The sequence below is a fragment of the Streptomyces hygroscopicus subsp. hygroscopicus genome, from assembly GCF_030269125.1.
GTDB classification, from domain to species: Bacteria; Actinomycetota; Actinomycetes; order Streptomycetales; family Streptomycetaceae; genus Streptomyces; species Streptomyces hygroscopicus_C.
On record NZ_BSSM01000007.1, the window covers coordinates 13,607 to 31,521 of the forward strand.

Genomic DNA, 17,915 nt, shown 5'->3' on the forward strand with positions numbered 1-17,915 from the left:
GGAAGGGCCAGCGGATGTAACGGCCACCGGGAACGTGGAGGGACGAGGTTCAGGGACTGGGGTGCTCTGCCGAAGCGGTGGGAGAACCGGCTTGCCCGCCGGCCTGGATGCCGGTGCGGAAGGCGGCAGCGAGCCCTGGCGTCGCCGCGGTCACGGGGGCTTGCTCCCGCTCGTGTGGCGGATGGAACGTGCCGGCCTGGCGTCTACGCATGGGAAGGGCGGGCGCATCAGCAGAGTGACCTGCCTGTGCGGCTTCCGGCGCCCCTGCGGTACCGGGGCGTGGGACCTGCCCCGGCCTCGGGGTGGCTGGAGTCGCGGCAACCTGCTGCGGTTGCGGCGCCAAGGGGCGGGCGTCCTGGGGCAGCGCGCTCGCATCGTCGACGGAGGGAATCGCTACTAGGAGCCGTGCCGGGATGACCACCAGGGCGGTGGTGCCTCCCGTCACGTTCTCCTGCAGGAGAACGGACAGCCCGTGCGACTGGGCGATCTTCGCGGCGACCAGCAAGCCGAGCTGCCCCGCTCGCACCTGGCCGCTGACGTCGACCTCGTCGGGGGCCTGGAGCAGGTGGTTCATTTGCGCCCGCGTCTGCGGATGCATGGGGATGGCCCGGTCCTCGACCTCGACCGCCAGCCCGTTCGCCACCCGCTGCGCACGCACCATCACCTTCGTAGCCGGATCGGAACACTCACAGGCGTTCTCGATCAGCTCAGCCAGCAGGTGCGTCAGGTCCGGACCCACATGGCCGGGAAGACCCACCTCCGCGCCCACGGACCCGGCCGCTACCGCCGCCCGCGGATACTGCACGACCTCGGAGACCGCGCCGCGTAGCACGCTCTTGACGGGAACGGGCCGACGCACGCTGCGCAGGGACTGCCCGCCCAGCACCGCTGTGCTCTCGACCTGACGACGCATCCGCGTCACGAGGTGATCGATCTCGAAGATCTTGGCGAGCAGCTCCGGGTCGTCGGTCAGCATCTCCAGCTGGCTCAGTGCCTCAAGCGCCTTGCCGACCAGCGCGTGCTCGCGCATGGCCAGGCGACGCAGCACTTCCAGGAGTACGACGGACTGGGACTCGTCGTGCACCCGTATCAGCGACGCGATGGCCTGCACCTGGAGGGCACTCAACGCCTTGTTGATCTCGACGTTCGGACTGGCCGATGGTGGCACCTGCAGGTCCGGCAGCGGCGGCCGTCCCCCGCGGCACAGCTCGTCTGCCGACCACTGCACCGACTTTTCGACGGCCGCCGCGGCTCCTGCGATCGCTGCCAGTGCCGCTGCCTGGGCATGCTCCGCAGCCGTCTGCACGGCCCCTGCAGCCGTTCGCGCTCCGCGAGCCGCCAGCGTGGCGACTCCCGCCAGTCCGCAGACCAGGCCGGCGAGGAGCCAGCCGGGGCCCACCGCGGACACCGACCAGAGGATGAAGGCGGCGCCCAGCAGTGCGGCAAGGAGCACTAGGGGCAGTGCGACGGCGCGGTGGACATGGTGCAGCGTGAACGCGTCGATCTGAGGCCGCCGTCGGCGGTGGCCGGTGGCGGCCGGCCCTGCCGCAAAGGCGCTGTCAGGCATGGGAATCCTCGTCAGGGTGGGGGTGGCTAGGCGTGCTGCGAAGAGCCAGCCACGCCATGGGACCGAGAATCAGCGCGATCAGAACTGCCTCGGCGGCGGTCATGTCCGGGGCACCGACGCGGCCAGAACCAGGCACGCGAGGGCGAGAGCGAAGACCGCGCCGCGCAGCACGTTGATCGGCGGCTTCCACCAGCGCCGTCTCTGGACCGACTTCGCAGGGGCCACGTCGTGGGCCTGCACGGCAGCGATAAGGTCTTGGGTTGCCTCGGCCAGCCTGACTAGATGGACCCTGCTGGGCATGTAGCCATCGGGGAGGCCGCCCGAACAGAGCTGCTGCGCACGGAGCAGGGCCGGCTCTTGCGAAGGCGTCAGAGCTCCGAGCTGGCTGACGTGTCCTCGCAGCCGCAGTGCGAGGTCCTCCACATCGGCGGCAGTATCGGGTAACGGCGAGTCCTCGCCCAGCACGAGCGCCACCGTTTCCGTCGCCGAGGCCGCCGGGTCCCGTCGCAGGATGGGCTCACCAAGGGCGTGGCTTCTCCTTCCCTGATCACTGAGTTGGCACGCCCGGCGAAGGGCCAGCGAGGGACGCATGACGCAACTCCTAGGTGAATCAAGCCAACTTGAGCGAGGAACGCTGTGCACCGCAGGCAACTGACGTGCAAGGTGAGTGATCCTGCGGCTACGTTGAGCGAACCGCGAATCCCTGTCAGGGGGTATGCCTACGCGGCCCTCAAGGCCGTCAAAGGCGTCAAAGATCATTTCGGAACCGAGGGGCAGTACATGGCCCGTGAGAGAAACGTCGCCCTTGCCGCGCTCCTGCGCGAAGCGGGCTGGTCCCAGCCCCAAGCAGCCGCCGCGGTCGCTCGCGTTGCCGCGGAGAGCGGTGTACGCGAACTGGAGGCTATTTCCCGCTCCCACATCGCCATGTGGGTCCAGGGCACGAAGCCCAGTGGACGAGCGCCTCATATCCTGCGTGAGACGCTGTCCCGCAGGCTCGGCCGACGCCTCACCCTCGCTGACCTCGGACTGGAAGATGGGCCGACAGGATCCACTGACAGTAGTTCTGACTGGAGCGTCGACCCTCTGACCGTGCTGGCCGAGCTGGGAAGCGACGATCTGGACATGCACCGACGCAAGCTGTTGGCTACCACCGTGTACTCGGCCGCCGGCCTCGTCCTGCCTGCCGCTCCATGGTGGGCAGCCGCCCCGGCCGCGGCGGCCTCGCGCCCTGCAGTCTCCTCCCGGCTGGTGACTCAGGCTGACATCGACGATGTCCGCAAACTGACCACCTTCTACTCCGCGAGGGACCAGCAGCGCGGTGGAGCCTCGGGGCGCTCGGCCCTGGCCGGCCATCTTCGCGACGAAGCGGTGCCGCTCCTGGGCAGCAGGTTCCGAACGGAACAGCACCGCCGGGATACGTACTCGGCCGTGGCAGAGATGACCTACCTCGCCGGCTGGATGGCCTTCGACGCCTCCGAGCATCGGACCGCCCAGCGCTACCTCACCCTCGCCGCACGCATTGCGGCCGAAGCCGCAGACGGACCGCTGGGCGGCCACATCCTGCGTGCCCTCGCCCATCAAGCAGTCGACCTCGGGCACCCACGCAGAGCGCTCGACCTGGCCGACGCCTCCATGTCCCGCACCCACTACGGCCAGGCCAGCTCGCGGGAGAAGGCCCTGCTCGCGGTAGTCCATGCCCGCGCCCTGGCCGCCGGCGGCGACCGCCGCGGCACTCTCGCGGCCATCAGTCGCGCGGAGAGGGACCTCGCACGTGCCGATAACGAGGATGCCCCCGACCGCGTCAGCTTCTTCCAGGAAGCCTCCCTCGCCCACGAGACCGCGTGTGCCTTGCGGGACCTGGGAAATCCTCTCGACGCGGAGTTGCATTTCCAGCGCAGCGTCGCCACCCGCCGGCGGCAGCAGTATGCCCGTACCCACAGTGTGACCCTCGGCTACCTCGGTGCTGTCCAGGTCCAGCAGGGACGCCTCGATGAGGCATGTGGTACCTGGGGACAAGCACTTGACGCCATGGCTGGCGTCCAGTCCGGCCGCGCCCGCGACGTCATCGTCCGCATGCAGAGCGACCTCTCGCCTGTGCGGCAACGTGGTGGCCGCCACGTCGCCGAACTGGACCGCCGGGCGCGGGAAATGCTGCGCGCCATAGGCTGACCACAGGGCACGTCCGCAGCTATTGACGGCAGCTGCTGAACACGCGACCCCGTTAGAGAGGAACGAGCGCCGATGGCAACGTACGAGGTCGAATCGATCGCAACGGTGGTCGGGGGCCACACCCGCGTTCAGGACGATTACCAGGGCGGAGTCGAGTCGGTCATCCGACTCAACGAGGCGTACCCCCTTGAGACGCTGCAGGGAATCGAAGAGTTTTCCCACCTGACGGTGACCTGGCTCTTCCACCTGGCGCGACCGGAAGACGTCCAGCTCCACGCACGCAGCCCCCGCGGGAATCCGGACTGGCCGTCCACCGGTACCTTCGTCCACCGCAACCATCGGCGTCCCAATCAACTGGCGATCAGCTACCCGCGGCTGCTCGAGGTCGAGGGACGGGACCTGTTGGTCACCGATCTCGATGCTGTAGACGGAACGCCCGTGATCGACTTGGCACCGTACTTCGAACAGATGGGGCCTCGTGGCCCGATCCGTCAGCCCGCCTGGCCCGGCGAGATGCTCGAACCGAATTACTGGGCGAAGGCAAGCGAACGGCCCTCGGAGCGCCCTGTGTGACAGAAGCGACTGAGCTGCCCGGCTTGCCATTTGCATCGTCGGCAACCAACTGGAGGTCTGGCTCAAGCTGCAGCCCTCGCGTCTCGGAACTCACACCACGTCTCCTCGCCGTTGCTCTCCCATGCGTCTGAGATCGCATCGACCAGCCGGATCCCGCGCCCCGATTCGCCGTCGGGTCCGGCTTCCTTGAGCACAGCGGGCGCCGGGTTGTGGTCGGTTACCGAGACACGCACCACGTCGACGGCCACCGTGATGCGGAGCACGACTTCGCCCTCACCGTGGACCATGGCGTTGGTGACCAGCTCCGAAACGGCCAGTACGACGAGCCCCGCCACCGGCTCCGAAACACGGCACCGCCGCAGGAACGCCCTGGCTATGCGCCGCATCTCCTCGACCTTCGCAAGGTCGGGGAGAAGGGCCGCCTGACAGGCATGGGATGCCGCCGGTACCTCTGCCCTCGCCCATGCGCCGGCCTCATCTTCTTGAACCGGCCTGACGCATGACGCGCCTGCTGTAGCCGCACAGCTGCGGATGCCCCCGCCGGGCGGGGCCGCCTCTTGGAGCCTGGTCATGTGGACTATGGCACCGTGCGGCGACGCCGTCGACCAGGGGAATCCAGAGGGGGAAAATCATGTCAAGGGGGAAACTGAAGGGGGGAATTGAGGCCATGATTGGATTCCGCCCACCGACAGAGGTCACACTCATGCCAGACCCGTTCGCCGACCTGCTCCTCCGGCTTCGGCAGGAGGCGGGCCGGACACAGGAGGAGCAGGCGGAGGCGATCAACGCTGTCTCCGGCCGGGACACCATGACCCGCCGAGAAATCAGCCGTTATGAGAACTTCGAGAACATTCCTACCAACCACACAATCGGCCACATCGCGGCGGCCTGCGGTGTCCCCTTCGAGGAACTACAGCGAGAGGCCAAGGCCGCCCGCGCTCGGAAGAGAAAGGGGCATGCCGATACAGGGGAGGACCAAGACGCCGTGAAGCGTCGCACGCTCCTGGGCAGCGCCACTATCGGCGTGAGCGTGGCCGCCGAGCCCTGGGGGCGCCTCGCCTTCGCCCTCAGCAAGGGGACCAAGATCGATTCGCCCACCGCCGCCGCGCTCATCGACCGAGCCGCTGAACTGCACGTCCAGGAACTCAACCTCAGCGCTCGGCGGCTACAAAAAACGGTCGAGTCGCATCTTGACGCGATCACTGCGGCCCTGCCTCGTGCAGGCGAACACGAAGGCGCTCTCACCATCGCCGCCGGAGAAACCGCCGCTCTGGCCGGTTGGGTGGCCTGGGACCTGGGGGAGCACGACAAAGCCAACGCCTACTACAAAGTCACGTCGCAGTGCGCGGCGGCTGCCGGGCACCCTCCACTCCGAGCCCTGGCCCTGACCTACAGCAGCTACGGCGCTTTGACGCCAAAGGCGAAGATGGAGTTGCTCTCCCAAGCCGCCAACGACGTACGAGGCCACGGCAACGCTACTGCTGCCGCCTGGGTTTTCGGGAGACGCGCGGAAGAAGCTGCGGCGGCCGGCGACGAGGCGGGGGCGCTCCGGGCGTTGGACCGAGCGCGCTTCGCCTACGATTTCGCGGACCACACCAGCGAGCAGGCATGGGTCAGGTTCGTGACCCCGTACCGCATGGATTCGTTGGCCCTATCCGTGTACGGCCAGCTGAGGCGTCCCGAGCTCACGTCCACAGCTGACACCGCGGTCGACCGCCTCGGAGACGGACTACCGGACGGGGGCGTCGTGGTCCTCGGTGATCTCGCTTCGGCCCTACTGCGCGGGGGTGACGTCGATCAAGGGGTGTACGTGTCACGTCAGTTCATCGCAGCTGCAGAGGCCAAGCCCAACACGATGGGCAAGGAGCGCGCATCGACTATCGCCTCGTCGCTCCCTGACAGTGAGCAGGAACTCGGCCGCCATCTACGGAAGTTCGCATCCTGAGACCCCACACGCAGTAGGCGGGTAAGCCCAGGACGCGAGCGCCGTCGTATGGGCGGCCCGGCGCTCCGCAGAACCTATGCTGTCTCCTCGATAACCCAGGACAGGTACGCCTCCGACCCGCCGGTCACGGGCAGCGTGATCCACTGGGGTACGTCGTAGGGGTGCTTCTCGTGCAGCCACGCCTCCAGTGCAGGGAGACGGTCCGTCGTAGTCATGTACGAGATCCGCCACTCCTGCGCCGTCTCGACCTTCCCCTTCCACCAGTAGAAGGCTGTGATCGGCGCATCAATGTGAACGCCCGCTGCCAGCTTGCTCTCGACCGCGCCACGGGCCAACGCCTTCGCCTGATCCTCGTTGTCGCTGGTCGTCTGCGCGATCACAATCTCGTTGGCCATGCAATTACCTCTCCAGTTCAGTTACCGCGACTCTACCGAGCCGTCAAGGGCACACGTCACGCTGCTGAAACAGCATCATCCCGGCCCGTGCCGGACCATCCGCTAAACAGAGCGGCGTGATCATGCGGGTCACCGAGCCATCGAGGCGGCGACGCCCCTGTCCGAGGACGGTCACGGGTAGTTGCGGCATCGAAAGCGGAACCCCGCAATTAGGGGGGGCACAGAGCCGCGGGCACACCCGAGTGCGTGACCTGTGAACGTCGACCGCACGACGGCCCGTCCGCTACTGATGGACTTCAAGTGGGTCCCCGTCCTGCCGTCGGAGTGGGATCTTGACTCTATGGCCGCGGAGATGACGACGGCTGACGCGGCCACCGAGACCGAGTACGCCCAGTTTCGCGAGACGTACGGCACGGACGTCACCGAGGTGCGAAGGATACGAGTTCCTACTCGCGAGTTGCGCATGGCGACCTACAAAGCCCCGTATGAGGCCACGCGACCGAGTGGCAAGCAGAGGCTCAGTACTGTGTCGACTGCCTGCATGGCCGTGCAGCGCCGTGACCCTGGAACTGGAGAGGGATCCATGTAACCCTCACGAACACTCTGACACTCAGATGTTGTAGCTCTTCAGTTTCACTTCGCTCCCCAATTGCCTGCGCCCTCCACTGGTATGTCTGCAGCGTAGCCGGCGACCTCCGCCGCCTTCTTTTCGGAGGCTGTCGGCCGCTCGTCCGGGCTGGTCCCTAGCATCGTGCACATCGACATCACGGTGCGACCGAGTCAGGTGAAGGAGGAGCACGCCTTGCCCTTCTGCTCCGACGGAACGCCCCCTGCGTCTTTCGGTTGGCCTTCCCGCGGCTCGGCATTCGCCCACGGCAGACGAGAAATAGCCCCGAAGGACTGGAACCTCCTCTGGGAATATGTCAACGTACAACGTCCCGGAAAATACCAGGTCAGCGGCGGGATTCAGGATTCCAGGCCGACCTGCATGTCGGCCATGACGACATCCGACACCTCGCGCTGCTCGGCCTCATCGCGGAGGCCCCGACCCAAGGAGCACCCCTGTCGAATGCCGCTCTCCGATCGGTCCGATTCAACGCCCCCATCTGCTCGACACTCGGCGCCCTGAACGTATGGACCACATCGGAGCGAGAGGATTGCGCCGCTCCTCCCCGGCGCTGTGCCTCTGTGTTTGTGCGACCGCGTTGACAACGGACTCGGGGTGTTCGCGACGGACGGCGCGGCCTCGTTCTCCGATCGCGCGGACTGGCCCCCTGTGTTTCGTTCGTTGCAGTCGTCCGTGACTTGCCCTGCGGGGCGCAACATAGACCACGATCGCCGGTTGGCCAAACCGGCGATCGTGACGACCATTGAGGTGTTCTCAGCGGCTGTGCTTGGCGGTGGAGCCGTTCGGACACCATGGCCCTTCATGTCGGCGACCAGTAGTCCCCGTAACTGACAGAGTTCGGCTATCAGTTGCGGCGGAGTGGTGCAAGTCGAGCACTGCTGCTTGGGCCGCCAACATATCTGGAACATCCGAGGAAACATCAATGGCTCGTCCACCTGCGCTCAAGCTCGCCGAGGTCCTAGCGGAAATAAGGATGAGCCCGTCGGCTTTCTATCGCCTGCGCGCTCGCGGTCAGGCACCCCGAATGATCAAGCTGCCCAATGGTGAACTGCGCTGCCGCCGCGCCGATCTGGATGCGTGGTGGGATGCGTGTGAAAGGGATACCCTGGATGGCGATGAGTTATAACGTCCGCTTCTGGGAGATACGTGAGCGCCCCGACCGGCGCAAGCCTTTCCAGATTCGGTGGACGGTTAACGGGCGAGAGAAGTCTGAATCCTTCATCGCGTTCGCGCTTGCTGACAGCCGGCGTGCGAAGCTGATGACAGCCGCGCGCGAGGGTGAGCCGTTTGACGAGCACACAGGTCTGCCAGCATCCGAGTTGCGGGCCATCAAGCAGCGCACTACGTGGTACGACCTGGTGCACGAATACATCGAGCAAAGATGGGAGCGCACGCCAGGGAACACCCGCCGCACCCTGGCTGATGCCTTCGCTACGGTCACGCCCGCCCTGGTACGCCCCGGCGCAGCGTATTCCGATCCGCGGGTACTGCGGCGTGCCCTGTACTCGTGGGCATTCAACAAGAAAGCTTGGGAGTGCGAGCCCACCGAGGAGTGGCTCCATGCGCTGGACTGGATGAAGCGCAACTCGCTGCCGGTCAGCGTCCTCGCGGAAGCCGACGTTTTGAGGCGGGCCCTCGATGCGATGTGCCGCAAGCTGGACGGCAAGGCGGCTGCGGCTAAAACAGCCCGACGCAAGAGGGCTGCGTTCAACGAAGCTCTCAACACTGCGGTGGAGAAGGGGTACTTCGCAGAGAACCCCCTCAAAGGGCTCCGGTGGCAAGCGCCAGCAGTCAGTGAGGAGGTGGATCCGGCCGCCGTTCCCAATCCGGCCCAGGTGCTTCGGTTGCTCGAGGCCGTTGCTCGCCAGCGGGGGCGGGGTCCTCATCTTGAAGCATTCTTCGGTTGCATGTACTTCGCGGCTATGCGGCCAGCAGAGGTCATCCACCTTCGGATCGAGCAATGCCACTTGCCAAAGACAGGGTGGGGCATGCTGAACCTCTCGGGCGGGGTCGTCACGTCTGGCAAGGGGTGGACCGACGACGGTGAGGTGCACGAGGTGCACCCGCTCAAGCGTCGTGCGGCAAGCGCGACGCGGCCTGTTCCCATCCCGCCGCAGTTCGTACGCATGCTGCGTGCCCATGTGAATCGGTTCGACGTGGCACCTGACGGTCGACTTTTCCGGAACCAGGCTGGCAACTACGTGGACGCTGCCGCATACGGCATCACATGGGCGCGGGCCCGGGAATACGCCCTGACCCGTACTGAGCGCTCTTCTCGCCTGGCCAAGCGGCCTTACGATCTCCGTCACGCCGGGATCTCGTTCTGGCTCTACTCCGGAGTGGACCCGGCCGAGTGCGCCCGCCGCGCCGGCCAGAGCATCGAGGTTCTCTTTCGCCACTACGCCAAGTTCCTTGACGGCCTTCGAGAGCAGGCGAACCGTCTCATCGAGCAGTCCATGAACGAGTGGCAGCGCGTCAGTCAGGGTGACGTACTCGAGGGCTGATCCGGGGGTTCGGTCCGTGACTGGTCCGGAAGCACTGGTCAGGAGGGGTGCAGTCGTGGGAGGAATTGGGAGTTAGCGCGCAAGCCGGGCCCGGTCGAGAGCGGTTTGCGCGAAGGGCGCCTGACGGGTGAAAACCCAGGTCAGGCGCCCTTTCGCAGGTGTCTAGAAGAAGCCCAGCTTCTTCGGCGAGTAGCTCACCAGCAGATTCTTCGTCTGCTGGTAGTGGTCCAGCATCATCTTGTGCGTCTCACGGCCGATGCCGGACTGCTTGTAGCCGCCGAACGCCGCGTGCGCCGGGTAGGCGTGGTAGCAGTTGGTCCAGACGCGGCCCGCCTGGATCGCCCGGCCCGCCCGGTAGGCGGTGTTGGCGTCGCGGGTCCACACACCCGCGCCGAGCCCGTACAGCGTGTCGTTGGCGATCTTGATGGCGTCGTCGAAGTCGTCGAACGAGGCCACCGAGACGACCGGGCCGAAGATCTCCTCCTGGAAGACCCGCATCCGGTTGTCACCCTCGAAGATGGTCGGCTGTACGTAGTAGCCGCCCTTCAACTCACCGTCGTACTCGATGCGTTCGCCGCCCGTGAGGACCTTCGCGCCCTCCTGCCGGCCGATGTCCAGGTAGGAGAGGATCTTCTCCAGCTGGTCGTTGGAGGCCTGGGCGCCGATCATGGTGTCGGTGTCGAGCGGGTGCCCCGGCTTGATCTGCCGGGTGCGCTCGACCGCGGCCGCCACGAACTCCGCGTAGTGTCCGCGCTGGACGAGCGCCCGGGACGGGCAGGTGCACACCTCGCCCTGGTTGAGCGCGAACATCGTGAAGCCTTCCAGCGCCTTGTCGCGGAAGTCGTCGTCGTGCGCCCACACGTCGTCGAAGAAGATGTTCGGCGACTTGCCGCCCAGTTCGAGCGTGACCGGCTTGATGTTCTCCGAGGCGTACTGCATGATCAGCCGCCCCGTCGTGGTCTCGCCGGTGAACGCCACCTTCGCCACCCGCGGGCTCGACGCCAGCGGCTTGCCCGCCTCGACCCCGAAGCCGTTGACGATGTTCAGCACGCCCGGCGGCAGCAGATCCGCGATCAGGCTCACCCAGTAGTGGATGGAGGCTGGGGTCTGCTCGGCCGGCTTGAGCACCACCGCGTTGCCCGCGGCGAGCGCCGGCGCGAGCTTCCACGTGGCCATCAGGATCGGGAAGTTCCAGGGGATGATCTGCGCGACGACCCCGAGCGGCTCATGGAAGTGGTACGCCACCGTGTCGTCGTCGATCTCGCCCAACGACCCCTCCTGCGCCCGGATCGCCCCCGCGAAGTACCGGAAGTGGTCGATCGCCAGCGGGATGTCCGCCGCCAGCGTCTCCCGCACCGGCTTGCCGTTCTCCCAGGTCTCCGCCACCGCGAGGGACTCGAGGTTGGCCTCCATGCGGTCGGCGATCTTCCGCAGGACGTCCGAACGCTCGGTCACCGACGTGCGGGCCCACCCGGGGGCGGCCGCGTGCGCCGCGTCCAGCGCCCGCTCCACGTCCTCCGCCGTGCCGCGCGCGATCTCGGTGAACGGCAATCCGTTCACCGGGGACGGGTTCTCGAAGTACTGCCCGCGCACCGGCGGCACGTACTCGCCGCCGATGAAGTGGTCGTAGCGCGCCTGGTAGGAGACGATCGCGCCCTCGGTGCCCGGCGCCGCGTAACGAGTCATCCTGGTGTGCCTCCCGGTGCAGCGCTGCCCGCCGTTGGGCAGCTCTCGGCGCGAGGCTAGGCGGGCGGACGTTGCAAGTACGTTGCGCCGCGGATTCGTTCCTGTGTCCGCGTGACCGGCACCGCCAACTCGGTCTCCAGCGCCGCCAGCCGGGCCCGCACCGACGCCGTCGGCCGCACCGCCGCGAGCGCCCGCCACACCTCGATGTCGTCCTCCCCCCACGGAGCGTGCGCCCAGTCCGCCAGCAGGTCCGGATCGCGGTGCGTCACGAGTGCCGTCCGCAGACCCCGAGCGAGACGCTCCCGCAGCCGTACGATCGCCGGTGCTCCCGATCCGGGCAGCAGCGGGCCGGCGTACGCCTCGGCCGCCGCGGTGAGCGCCCCCGACGCCAGCCGCCGCTCCACCACGGTCGCGTCCGCGTCGACCGCGGCCGTCAAACGGTACGGTCGCGAGGCCAGCAGTCCGGGTCCCAACAGCCGCCGCAGCCGCGCCAGTTCCGCCCGCAACGTCACCGGGGTCACCGACTCGTCCGCGTACAGCGCGCACAGCAACGCGTCCCCCGTCAGTCCCTCGGGGTGCCGCGACAGCAGCAGCACGATCTCGCTGTGCCGACGGCTGAGCTTCACCCGCCGCTCCGGAAGCACGAGTTCGGCCTCGTCCCGGCCCAGCACGCGCAGCATCGGAGTGTCACCCGTCTGCGGTGCCGGCGCGAGCAGCGCCAACTGGGCCTCCGCGGCCCGTGCCACGGCCTGCACGAAACCCAGGCTGTGCGGGTGCGCCAGGCCGTCCCCGCCGGTGACGTCCACGGCGCCCAGCACCCGCCCGGTGCGCGGATCGTGCACCGGCGCGGCCACGCACGTCCAGGGGTGCACCCGCCGGGTGAAGTGCTCCGCCGCGAACACCTGCACCGGCCGGTCCAGCGCCACGGCGGTCCCCGGCGCGTTGGTGCCCACCGCGGCCTCCGACCAGCGCGCCCCGGGCACGAAGTTCATCGCGTCCGCCCGCCGCCGCGCCGCCGGATGCCCCTCGACCCACAGCAGCCTGCCCTGCGCGTCGCACACCGCGAGCAGCTGCTCCTCCTCCGCGGCGAACGTGCCCAGCAGCTCCCGGAACAACGGCATCAGCCGGGCCAGCGGATGCTCCGCCCGGTGGGCACCGAGGTCCCCGTCGGACAGCTCCACGGCCGCCGTGCCGTCCGGTACGACGCCGGCCCGCGCGCTGCGCCGCCACGACTCGGCCACCACCGACCGCACCGGGCGCGGCACCGCACCCATCGTGGTGAACGTCTCGTGCGCCCGGCGCAGCACCCGGACCCGCTCGGCGGGATCGGCCCCCGGCTCCAGGGCCACCCACGAATCGGTCAACTCGGCCTCCCCGGACGTGTTGCGGCGTTGATCCGGCTGGGACCATCGTCACGTGCCCTGTCCGCGCAGACAACCGGTGTGCCGCCGGTTCGGGATCTGTGCTAGGCGAAATTGACCAGTCTGATGTAGCGGACCCAGTCCCAGCCGGGGCCGGGGTCGGTGTGGTCGGTGCCGGGTACCTCGTAGTGGCCGATGATGTGCTCCCTGTCCTTGGGAATGCCGTACCTGTCGCAGACGGACGCCGTGAGCTTCGCCGACTGCTCGTAGAGTGCGTTGGTGAAGTAGGAGGGCTGGTCCACCCAGCCCTCGTGCTCGATGCCGATGCTGCGGGTGTTGTAGCTCCAGTTGCCCGCGTGCCAGGCGATGTCGCTCTCGTGTACGCACTGGGCGACGTGCCCGTCCGCCGAGCGCACCACATAGTGGGCGGAGACCTGTTTCTGCGGGTCCTGGAAGATGGCCAGGGTGTCGCCGTACGTCTCCTGGGTCACATGGATGATGACGCGGTCGATGGCGTAGCTGCCGGGCCGGGCGGAGGCCGTGTAGTTGGAGGTGCTGGCGGGTGCCCACTCGGCGGGCGGGTAGTCGACGGAACCGCTCGCGCCCGCGCGCGGTTCGGGAAGCAGGGCGTACGGAACGGCGGCGAGCGCCGCGCCCTTCAGGATCCATCGTCTGCTCGGACGCGGCCTTTCCCGGTTCATGTCCATCCTGGGATTCCTTCTCGGAGTGGGGGAGTCGGGGAGTGACGGGAGGACGGGAGGTGGGACTTCCTGCGTGTCTCGAAAGGGCTCGGGGGAGGGCCCGCCCGACGGGGCGGTGGGGGCGGTGGGGGCGGTGCGCCGGTGGGCCGGTGATTCGGGCGCCGCGGGTGTGGTACGGCGTCGGGGACGGACCGGCTCGTCAGCCGCGCAGTGCACGCGCGGTCTCCCGCAGCCGCGCGTGCGCACCGCGGTAGGTCTCCCGTGCGGGCAGCCACTCCTTGCGGAGCTTGGCCACGCACGTGTAGTTCGTGTCGCACACGTTCGCCAGCGGCGACTCGACCGTCTGGGTGGCGAACTGGTACGCGTCCAGCTCGCTGAACCCGTAGTCGCGCGCCAGCCAGTGCACCAGGTCCAGCTGGGATATGCGGAACGCGTCCTCCAACGGGCGCGCGGAACCGGTCGAGACGATGTGCGTGTCCGACTCCAGCCGGGGCCACGGTGTGGCGACGTCCTTGAGGAGGTCCACGATCACCACGGTGTTCATCGCGCATTCCACCGCCACCCCGCAGGTCTCGCCCTCACCCTGCCGGGCGTGTCCGTCGCCGAGGCTGAGCAGCGCGCCCTCCACGTTGACCCCGAGGTAGCAGGTGACTCCGGCGCGCATTTCGGGTGTGTCCATGTTTCCGCCGTGCGCGTCCGGGACCAGCGCCGAGCGGACCTCCAGGTTGGCGGGCGCGACGCCCACCGTGCCGTGCATCGGTTCCATGGGCAGTTCCCGCTCGAAGTCGCTGTCCCGCGCCCGGAAGAGGGCGGTGCGCCGCGTACGGTCCAGTTCCCAGATCCATACTCGCTCCGGCAGCGGTGGCTGGAGCGAGGTGGTGGCATGGGTGGAGGTGAGTGCCCCGAAGAGGGGGACCGTCGTGGACGCCGCCCAGTCACGGGCCGGTTCGATGGACACGAAGTGCACGGCCACCGTGTCACCGGGTTCGGCGCCCTCGATGTGGAAGGGGCCCGTCTGGGGATTGAGGAACGGGAACGCGCAGACCTCGGACACCAGGTCCTTCTCGGAGCGCACCCGGCCGGCGAAGCAGTCCTCCGTGAACAGGTCGAGCACCGTGCCGGGCGCGATGCGGGCCACGGGCGCGGCGCCGCCGAACGTCCAGGCGTACTCGCCCGGTTCCGGTCGCACGGTGAGGATCCGGGGGTCGGTCATCGTGTCGGGTTCCCTTCGGGTGGAGCGGTCGTGGGGGAGAAGCGGACAGGGGTGCGGAGAGGGGGGAGGAGGGGGGGACAGGGCGGGCGGAGCAGCGGGGTGCGGCGCGGTGTGGTGTTCGGTGGAGGGAGTGCCGGGTGCGGCCGGTCGTACGGCACGGGGTCGGTGCGGTCGCCGGTCAGCGGGGCACGGTCCCGTCCTGGCGGTGGCCGGCCGTGCCGGTGTCCTCGATGTGCACCCGCGCGGTCTCGGCTATGCGTCCGGGATGACGCCGGGTCAGGACCAGCAGCACCACCGCACCCGCCGCCATCCAGACCCCGACGACCGGACCCGCGTAGGACACCGGAGCCGCCAGCTCGGTCACGAAGTCGAACACCGGGAGGCCGGCCGACGTCAGCAGCGCGGGGACGAAGGCGACGATGCCCAGCACCGGGACCAGCAGGTGCCGTATCGGCCTGAAGGCACTGCCGCCGACGCGCAGGAAGTAGCCGGCGCACGCCAGGTTCACCACGATGTAGACACCGATGACGACCGTCACGATCACTGTGGCGAGGAGCAGGAACGCGGTCTCGGGGCCGTACGAGAGGCCGAGTCCCAGCACGGCGGCGACGGCGACGACGGTCTGCACGGCGATGCCTGCCACGGGGGAGCGGTGCCGGGGATGGAGCGTGGCGAGCACCCGGGGCAGTACCCGGATGCGGGCCAGCGCGAAGGCCGTACGGGTCGACACGTTCGCGCACGCGTTGGCGTTGGCGATCGTGGAGTTGACCACCGCGAGGAACAGCAGCACCCACAAGAGCCCGAACGAGGTCCGGGCGACGCCCTCCCAGGACGCTCTGCCCGACGCGCCGAACCCGGCGAACCGGTCCGGCCCGAAGTAGACGGTCATCGCATAGGTGGTGACCACGTAGAACAGGCCGATGCCCAGGGCCGCGCCCAGCACGGCGCGATACATCGTCCGCCGGGGCTCGCGCGTCTCCTCTGCGAGCGGTGCCGCCGCCTCGAATCCGGCGAACGCCAGCACCGTGTACACGGATCCCGCGAAGACACCGCCGACTCCGCCATGTCCCGCTGCGGTGTGGGAAGTGCCGAAGACGGACAGGGTGTTGGCGCCACCGGCCTTGGTGATCAACAGCGCCGCGAACACCAGGAAGACGAGGACCTCGAAGGCTCCGAGGACGGTGCCGAAGCGGGCCGAGGCGCGGACACCGAGGTATCCGGCGATGGCGATCACGGCGGCGCCCGCCAGGGAGTACGGCCACCAGAGATCCGCCGGGTACGAGGGCCACTCGTCGTGCAGTGTCCCCGCCACCGTGAAGCCCAGTTGCAGGAGCAGCAGCGGAGGGACCAGCGTCTCCACGAAGACGTAGCCCCAGCCGACGAGGAAGCCGACGGCCGGATGCAGTCCCCGCGCCGCGTAGGTGGCGACCGAGCCGGCCGCGGGCAGCTCCCGCGCCAGCTCGGCGACGCAGGAGGCGGTGAACAGACAGGCCACCAGGGCGACCAGCACGGCCAGCGGCAGGCTGCCGCCCGCGAAGGCCGCGCCCGACGGGATGGACGCGGCCACCGCGGCCGCCGGTGCCATCGCCGTGATGCTCTGGAACAGGACCTCGCGCAGCCCGATCGCATCGGGCCGTAAAATCCTCGTGGTCTCCTCGCGCATGTGTCCCCCGATACCTGTCCGTCCGCTGCCGCCCGATCCGGGTGGATGGCGCTCATGTCACGGGCACTCCACCGGTCCTGACGTATCGGCAGCGCGTGCCTCGTGCGATTCACGGTACGGCGCGGGTGGGCCGGGCAGAAGGGTGCGCCACGGTTCCGTGGACAAGCGGAGGTCTGTGGACAACCTCGCCACTCGTTCGGGTGGGGACAGTGCGCGCCGGGAGCCGTGCGGCCGCGCCGGATCCCCCCGAGAGCCAGGTCCGCACGAGCGCCGACGGGACGTCAGGTCCGGTTCGCCACCGCTGCCGGATCGTCCAGCACGGCGCGGACGACGGAGTGAGCCGCGCCCAGCAGCGGACCCTCGGGGCCCAGCGGCGACACCGCGACGGGGCAGGCCGGACCCGCCGTACGGCCCGTCAGCTCCGCTTCCAGCGAGGGCAGCAGCCACGGCGAGAGCCCCGCCAGGGCGCCGCCCAGGACCACCGTCTCGGGGTCGAGCAGGTTCACCGCGCCGGTCAGGGCGATGCCGAGGGCCGTGCCCGCGTCCCGCAGTGCCGCCCGTACCCCTTCCTCGCCCTTCTCGGCGCGCTCCGCGAGCAGGCCGACGAGGTCCTCGCGCGGGCGGAGCCCCGCCGCGCGCAGTACCGCCTCCTGACCGGCGTACTGCTCCAGACAGCCGCGCCCCCCGCACGCGCAGGACGGCCCGTCCGGCCGTACCGGCACATGGCCCAGCTCGCCCGCGAACCCTCGCGTTCCGCGCAGCAGCTGCCCGTCCACGACGACCGCCGCACCGATACCGATCTCCGCCGACACATGCAGGAACTCGCGCGGTGTGCCGGCGCCGAGCCACAGCTCGGCCAGCGCACCGAAGTTGGCCTCGTTGTCCACGGTGAGCGGCCAGTCGGGGGGCAACAGGTCACCGAGATCGGTGTCGCGCCATTCGAGGTTGGGCGCGCGGACGACCGTACGGCCGTCACACGCGACCAGTCCGGGCACGGCGACCGCGAGCCCTGCGGGCCACAGTTCCTCCTGCTCGGCCTCGGCGACCACCTGGCGGACCAGCGACGTCAGTTCCGCGATCACCGGCTCGGGCGCCCGGCCGCGGTTGGCGCTGCGGCGCACGGCCCGCGCGCGGACCGCCCCGCGCAGGTCGACCGCGCACACCGCGAGATGGTCGACGCCGATCTCCGCGCCGATCCCGGCGGGGCCGCGGCCGCTCACCGCCAGTGCCGACCCGGGCCGTCCCACGCGCCCCGGCCGCTCGGGGCCCAGCTCCTCCAGCAGCTCCCACCGGATCAGCTCGTCCACCAAGGTCGACACCGCGGCCCGCGTCAGACCGATGCGCGACGCCACCGCGGCCCGGGACAGCGGACCCTCGGCCCCGACCGTGTGCAGCACCCGTGAGAGATTGCGCCGGCGCATGCCCTGCTGGGTGTCCGGCAGGGCCCGGCCGACCCCCGCGGGTCGGGCCTCGTGAGGCGGTGCGGTCATGCCTGTGTCCATCCTCGTTC

Annotated in this window: 15 protein-coding genes; 5 read left to right on the forward strand and 10 right to left on the reverse strand. The window is 69.0% G+C overall.

Annotated elements, in window-relative coordinates; genetic code table 11:
- Positions 1-49: 49 nt before the first annotated feature.
- Both QSK45_RS17110 and QSK45_RS17115 read right to left on the reverse strand, forming a co-directional pair.
- Positions 50-1,567 carry a sensor histidine kinase gene (locus tag QSK45_RS17110; protein ID WP_285557753.1) on the reverse strand — a complete coding sequence of 506 codons (1,518 nt, stop codon included), beginning with the start codon at positions 1,565-1,567 and terminating at the stop codon, positions 50-52.
- A 99-nt stretch (positions 1,568-1,666) separates the two neighbouring features.
- Positions 1,667-2,158, reverse strand: coding sequence for a DUF6415 family natural product biosynthesis protein (locus QSK45_RS17115; RefSeq protein WP_285557755.1), 492 nt, complete (start codon positions 2,156-2,158; stop codon positions 1,667-1,669).
- Between the two features lie 189 nt (positions 2,159-2,347).
- Between QSK45_RS17115 and QSK45_RS17120 the strand changes: the two genes are divergently transcribed.
- Together QSK45_RS17120 and QSK45_RS17125 are read left to right on the forward strand one after the other, a co-directional pair.
- Positions 2,348-3,736 (forward strand): NsdA family TPR-like regulatory protein, encoded by a 1,389-nt coding sequence (locus QSK45_RS17120; RefSeq protein WP_285558273.1) that lies wholly within the window; start codon positions 2,348-2,350, stop codon positions 3,734-3,736.
- Positions 3,737-3,808: 72 nt separating this feature from the next.
- Positions 3,809-4,309 (forward strand): SAM-dependent methyltransferase, encoded by a 501-nt coding sequence (locus QSK45_RS17125; protein ID WP_055493703.1) that lies wholly within the window; start codon positions 3,809-3,811, stop codon positions 4,307-4,309.
- 62 nt (positions 4,310-4,371) lie between these two features.
- Here the strand turns inward: QSK45_RS17125 and QSK45_RS17130 are convergent, their stop codons facing one another.
- On the reverse strand, positions 4,372-4,881 hold the full coding sequence (locus QSK45_RS17130) for an ATP-binding protein (protein WP_285557760.1): 510 nt from the start codon (positions 4,879-4,881) through the stop codon (positions 4,372-4,374).
- A gap of 131 nt (positions 4,882-5,012) precedes the next feature.
- Here QSK45_RS17130 and QSK45_RS17135 point away from each other — a divergent pair, with 131 nt between their 5' ends.
- Positions 5,013-6,254: a helix-turn-helix transcriptional regulator gene (locus QSK45_RS17135; protein ID WP_285557762.1), complete on the forward strand. Its 1,242-nt coding sequence runs from the start codon at positions 5,013-5,015 to the stop codon at positions 6,252-6,254.
- Between the two features lie 74 nt (positions 6,255-6,328).
- Here the strand turns inward: QSK45_RS17135 and cutA are convergent, their stop codons facing one another.
- Positions 6,329-6,649: a divalent-cation tolerance protein CutA gene (cutA, locus tag QSK45_RS17140; protein ID WP_073948164.1), complete on the reverse strand. Its 321-nt coding sequence runs from the start codon at positions 6,647-6,649 to the stop codon at positions 6,329-6,331.
- A gap of 1,550 nt (positions 6,650-8,199) precedes the next feature.
- Between cutA and QSK45_RS17145 the strand changes: the two genes are divergently transcribed.
- The gene (locus QSK45_RS17145; protein ID WP_285557766.1) at positions 8,200-8,403 is read left to right on the forward strand and encodes a helix-turn-helix transcriptional regulator; all 204 of its coding nucleotides are present in this window, start codon (positions 8,200-8,202) and stop codon (positions 8,401-8,403) included.
- Entirely contained in the window at positions 8,387-9,781 is a 1,395-nt protein-coding gene (locus QSK45_RS17150; RefSeq protein WP_285557768.1) for a tyrosine-type recombinase/integrase, read from the forward strand. Before QSK45_RS17145 ends, QSK45_RS17150 begins: the two co-directional genes overlap by 17 nt.
- A gap of 162 nt (positions 9,782-9,943) precedes the next feature.
- On the opposite strand, the gene adh is transcribed toward QSK45_RS17150, so the two are convergent.
- The 6 genes from adh to QSK45_RS17180 form a co-directional block, all read right to left on the reverse strand.
- Positions 9,944-11,467, reverse strand: a complete 1,524-nt coding sequence (adh, locus tag QSK45_RS17155) for an aldehyde dehydrogenase (RefSeq protein ID WP_285557770.1) — start codon at positions 11,465-11,467, stop codon at positions 9,944-9,946.
- 56 nt (positions 11,468-11,523) lie between these two features.
- On the reverse strand, positions 11,524-12,831 hold the full coding sequence (locus QSK45_RS17160) for a GAF domain-containing protein (RefSeq protein ID WP_285557772.1): 1,308 nt from the start codon (positions 12,829-12,831) through the stop codon (positions 11,524-11,526).
- Between the two features lie 101 nt (positions 12,832-12,932).
- Entirely contained in the window at positions 12,933-13,529 is a 597-nt protein-coding gene (locus tag QSK45_RS17165) for an N-acetylmuramoyl-L-alanine amidase (RefSeq protein WP_285558275.1), read from the reverse strand.
- A 199-nt stretch (positions 13,530-13,728) separates the two neighbouring features.
- Positions 13,729-14,742: an acetamidase/formamidase family protein gene (locus QSK45_RS17170; RefSeq protein WP_285557774.1), complete on the reverse strand. Its 1,014-nt coding sequence runs from the start codon at positions 14,740-14,742 to the stop codon at positions 13,729-13,731.
- Positions 14,743-14,920: 178 nt separating this feature from the next.
- A complete protein-coding gene (locus QSK45_RS17175) occupies positions 14,921-16,405 on the reverse strand; it encodes an APC family permease (protein WP_285557775.1) in 1,485 nt (494 codons plus the stop codon).
- 281 nt (positions 16,406-16,686) lie between these two features.
- Complete coding sequence (locus QSK45_RS17180) at positions 16,687-17,895, reverse strand: ROK family transcriptional regulator (RefSeq protein ID WP_285557777.1); 1,209 nt, start codon at positions 17,893-17,895, stop codon at positions 16,687-16,689.
- Positions 17,896-17,915 lie beyond the last annotated feature (20 nt).